Annotated in this window: 6 protein-coding genes; 1 reads left to right on the plus strand and 5 read right to left on the minus strand. The window is 44.7% G+C overall.

Going from position 1 to position 4,338, the window contains the following annotated elements; genetic code table 11:
- Positions 1–172: 172 nt before the first annotated feature.
- From PX636_RS17225 to PX636_RS17240, 4 genes are all read right to left on the minus strand, one after another.
- Positions 173–412 (minus strand): DUF2442 domain-containing protein, encoded by a 240-nt coding sequence (locus tag PX636_RS17225; RefSeq protein ID WP_002773190.1) that lies wholly within the window; start codon positions 410–412, stop codon positions 173–175.
- A gap of 589 nt (positions 413–1,001) precedes the next feature.
- Positions 1,002–1,409, minus strand: coding sequence for a ferredoxin (locus tag PX636_RS17230; RefSeq protein WP_002747586.1), 408 nt, complete (start codon positions 1,407–1,409; stop codon positions 1,002–1,004).
- Entirely contained in the window at positions 1,409–1,795 is a 387-nt protein-coding gene (locus PX636_RS17235; protein WP_002762644.1) for a DUF1257 domain-containing protein, read from the minus strand. The genes PX636_RS17230 and PX636_RS17235 overlap by 1 nt, the downstream gene beginning before the upstream one ends.
- A gap of 44 nt (positions 1,796–1,839) precedes the next feature.
- A complete protein-coding gene (locus tag PX636_RS17240; protein WP_002752708.1) occupies positions 1,840–2,055 on the minus strand; it encodes a DUF2997 domain-containing protein in 216 nt (71 codons plus the stop codon).
- A 310-nt stretch (positions 2,056–2,365) separates the two neighbouring features.
- Here PX636_RS17240 and bioU point away from each other — a divergent pair, with 310 nt between their 5' ends.
- On the plus strand, positions 2,366–3,367 hold the full coding sequence (gene bioU / locus PX636_RS17245; RefSeq protein ID WP_288118022.1) for a (S)-8-amino-7-oxononanoate synthase BioU: 1,002 nt from the start codon (positions 2,366–2,368) through the stop codon (positions 3,365–3,367).
- Here the strand turns inward: bioU and PX636_RS17250 are convergent.
- Positions 3,364–4,290 carry an RluA family pseudouridine synthase gene (locus tag PX636_RS17250; protein ID WP_288118023.1) on the minus strand — a complete coding sequence of 309 codons (927 nt, stop codon included), beginning with the start codon at positions 4,288–4,290 and terminating at the stop codon, positions 3,364–3,366. The genes bioU and PX636_RS17250 overlap by 4 nt on opposite strands.
- Between the last annotated feature and the right edge of the window lie 48 nt (positions 4,291–4,338).

Raw genomic sequence — 4,338 nt, forward strand, 5'->3', positions numbered from 1 at the left:
CCTAGAGATGAAGTACAGAGTAATCCTTACTCATCAAGTATTTTAGCAACAATAACTAACCTCATCAATCTGAGAAAGGCTGTAGCGAAAGAAAATCTGATCAGTGGGAGCGTTACTTTTCATGCTTTCTAAATTTTATGCGAAGTTGTTGGGTTTCCTCGATCGAACTGTTCTAGGTTTGGGAAATGGAGTCAAGATAGAGAGTATCCGGACAGATATCTTGTTCGTTCGGCCAAGTTACCGTACCATCTAAAATTTTTACTTGATTAAAATACTGTTTGTTTTTAAGTTCTTGAAAGATGCCAAAATCGAGCAGTGGTGAACAATCATAAATTTTCTTTTCTTCATTAGTAAAGATGAGTTGTAATTGATAGTTTGGCAAAGGGATAACTTCTTTAACTCTAGGATTCATGATTTATCTCAGTGGTTCAATTTTATACAGTTGTTGTCCTGAAATCGAAGGACTCTCGCTCGGAAATAGCCTCGATCGAATAAAATTCTTTCATCGACAATCGCGAAAGAGTTCACAATCGAACTCTCGGATAATTTCCGTTTAACTAGGGGAATATAATCGGCTATCTCCATCTAATTTGATCGTAAACTTATCTCTTTTCTAGCTGCCAATAGCATTTCATAATAAACATTCCACTCGAAATAATCCATAGCGTCCCCTAGCTCACCAGAACGAAATCTAGGATAGAATTCTTCCGAACTCATGGGATATTGATTTTCCTATTGCTTGACACGGTTTTCTAAATCCAAAATTTGAGCGTTAATCTGCAAATTTTCCCGTTGTTCGCTCTCAATTTTTCGATTCAGTAACTCTCTTTCTTCCTCGGAGAGAGAGAATAATTCGCACGAGAGAATCAATCAGTTGGGTGTTCATTGTCCTTAAAATCCGAGATAGGATTATTTCCCCTGAGAACTGTAGCGGATTCGATCGAGAACCGCTGCCATAACTTCTAGGAAATAATGGATGGATGAGGCTGTACCTATCCACCCTAGATATCTAAATCTGCGGGGCTAAATTTCTTGTGAATCTGAGGAAAACCTAACTGTTTAATCACTTGATGTTTGCGTTCTTCCTCAAGGGATGACAACTGATTATAATTAACCCAGTGAATACAGTTAACCGGACAAGTTTCGATCGCTTCTTGAATAATTTCTTCTTCGTCACCGTCCTGATTATAGACGCGAGAGCGACCGTATTCGCCTTCAATAAAAAAGGTATTGGGGGCAACGTGGGCGCAGTGTTTACAACCGATACAAGTGACCTCATCGACGTAAACCGCTTTCTGGCGCAGTAAACCGCCCAATTCGGGTTCAAAACCGGTGCGATCAGGGGAATCTCTTAGGAATCCCCCTAACTCTGGTTCAAAACCAGAGCGTTCGGGAGAAAAATCAGCCATTAGGCACTCCAACGTTGTACCACTAGACGAATAGAACCATCAGTATTTTTTTCCTGTGCTGCCACCTGAAAACCCTGTTTAGCAGTTTCTGCCAGGATGGTGTGGTAGGCATAACCTTGATTTACTTTTCTTAAAAATCCTTCTACGGTTAGGGGTTGTTGCCAGTATTGCAAATCGGCAACTAACTCGTACTCGTTACCATTCCAGCGAAAACCGATATCGTAATTGTTATCTTGCTCGATTACCACCTCTGCGGTTAAAGTTTGACCTTGATAACCTTTGACGGGGTGAGAACCCTCTTTCCATTCCATACCCATATCGCTCAGGGCGGCTTTTAGGTAGGATAGATCGCGGATTTTGGTTTTGATATTGCTAAAGTGTGACATGGTTTTTCAGTGGCTTAAATAAAGGGATTGGGAAAAATGAAAAATTACCAGTCGCTAAAAGTGGCTGCGTTGCTGACTTTCTCTGACTGGCTGACGGTTTGATGGTAATAATCCGAGGTTTTCTCTTGAGACATCAGCTGCCCGAGTTGTGCCTCGATCGCCGCCGTCACCTCTTGACAAGATGAACCGACTATGCCTGTCACCTTTTCCATAACGCGACCATCGGGATAGATAATAAACTCTAGGCTTTCCATGCTCATAGCTCTTCTCGGCGTGATCTGGGGTTTGCAAAGCTCCCTATCGTTTTAATTTACGATAGTTTGCTAATCGTAGCAATCTGGTTAAAATTTTAGCAAAACTTTATATTACGTCACCTAACCACTTTCATTTTTTGTAAGTTTCCCGTAACTTTTCTTCATCGTCAAGGGCGAACCTTGACCCAGGAGGCACAATTTAACAAAACTACACAAAAAAGACGACCTGAAGCGATAAATTGAAAATAAAGGAGATGCAACGGCGAACCACGACCGCCGAAATAATAGAAGTTTGTCTATAGGAATCCCAACGAATATGAATAAACAAACAGCCAGCGATCGCCTTCGGATTGGTGTTTTAGGTTTTGGTGGTTTGGGACAGGCCGCCGCCAGAATTCTCGCCCCCAAACAGGAAATGCTCTGGACTGCCGCCGCCGATAAAGCCGGTTTTGCTTACCACAAAGACGGTCTAGATGTCAATACCTGTAACAAAATTTATCATGACCGGGGTTCGATCGGTTATCTGGAAAATTACGGCAGTCTCAGCCAGAACAGTATCGAGGAATTAATCAAAACTGCCGATGTAGAGGGCTATTTTCTCGCCTTGCCGAATTTACCCAACAATTTCATGGCCGATATCGCTAAAACTTTCATTCGCTTGGGTTGGCGCGGGGTTTTAGTCGATGCGCTCAAACGTACCAGCGCCATGGAACAAATCTTAGCACTACAAACAGACCTAGAAGCCGCCGGCATCACCTACATGACGGGCTGCGGCGCTACCCCCGGACTGTTAACTGCGGCTGCCGCCCTAGCTGCCCAGAGTTATGCAGAGATTCATAGCGTTAAAATTACCTTCGGCGTGGGAATTGCCAACTGGGAGGCTTATCGTGCCACCATTCGCGAAGATATCGCCCATTTACCCGGTTACAACCCAGAAACGGCGCACCGGATGAGTGATGCGGAAGTGGAAATGCTGTTAAATAAAACCAATGGCATTCTCAGCCTCGAAAATATGGAACACGCAGACGATATTATGCTGGAATTGGCTGGAATCTGTGGACGCGATCGGGTTTCCGTCGGGGGTGTGGTGGATACGCGCAACCCGAAAAAGCCCTTGAGTACCAATGTTAAAGTCACGGGGCGGACTTTTGAAGGCAAAATTTCCACCCATACCTTCACTTTAGGTGATGAAACCAGTATGGCGGCTAATGTCTGCGGGCCGGCTTTCGGTTATCTGAAAGCGGGGGTTTCCCTACATCGTCGCGGTATCTACGGATTATGGACAGCAGCGGAGATTATGCCGCAATTTGTGCGCTAGGGGTTTCTCTGCCGTAAAATAGCTAAAACTTTCGGGAAAATAGCGGGTAAGGGAGCGATCGCTTCTAGGCTCTCTCCCGTGACCGGATGTATTAAAATTAAACGATGGGCGTGGAGTAATTGCCCGGGTAGATTAATCCCGATAGAACGACCTGAACTATAGAGGGGATCCCCAAGAATCGGATGACCGATATGGCTGCTATGAACGCGAATTTGATGAGTTCTGCCAGTTTCTAGGCGAAATTCCATTAAGGTGTAGTTGCCTAGTCTTTCCTTGACTTGCCAGTGGGTGACGGCATTTCTACCGCCTTTTTCCACGGCAATAATAGCCATCTTTTGGCGATCGCTGCGGTGACGACCGATCGGCAGATCAATTGTACCTATTTCGCTTTTGGGGACACCGTGGACGAGGGCGATGTATTCCCGGCGGGCAGTTTTGGTTTTTAATTGTGCCTGTAGGTGTTGATGGGCCTGGTCGGTTTTGGCAATAACGATCGCGCCCGTGGTATCCTTATCTAAGCGGTGGACTATACCGGGGCGTTGAATTCCACCAATTCCAGCTAAATTTGGGCAGTGATGCAGTAAAGCGTTGACCAAGGTTCCCGATTCGTGGCCGGGAGCCGGATGAACCACTAAATCAGCAGGTTTATTGATAATAATCAGATAGTCGTCTTCGTAAAGAATATCAAGCTCGATCGCCTCGGCGCTTAATTCGAGGGGTTGACTGTCGGGAATGGTAATCTTTAAGCGATCACCTTGACCAACTTTAGTATTTTTATTAGTGCAAATTTGACCATTTAACTGTATATATCCCTGTTCTATCAGTTTTTGCAGCCTCGATCTCGATAAATCGGGCAATTGTGACCCCATCCAAGCATCTAAACGTTCTTTTTTTCCCGCAACTTCTAAGTTTAATTGGTTCATCGGTTTTTAGTTATCAGGGTGTAGGGTGTGGGGGAGAAGGGAGGGGGC

Source organism: Microcystis sp. M53598_WE2, assembly GCF_030067735.1.
In the GTDB taxonomy this organism is placed as follows: Bacteria; Cyanobacteriota; Cyanobacteriia; order Cyanobacteriales; family Microcystaceae; genus Microcystis; species Microcystis aeruginosa.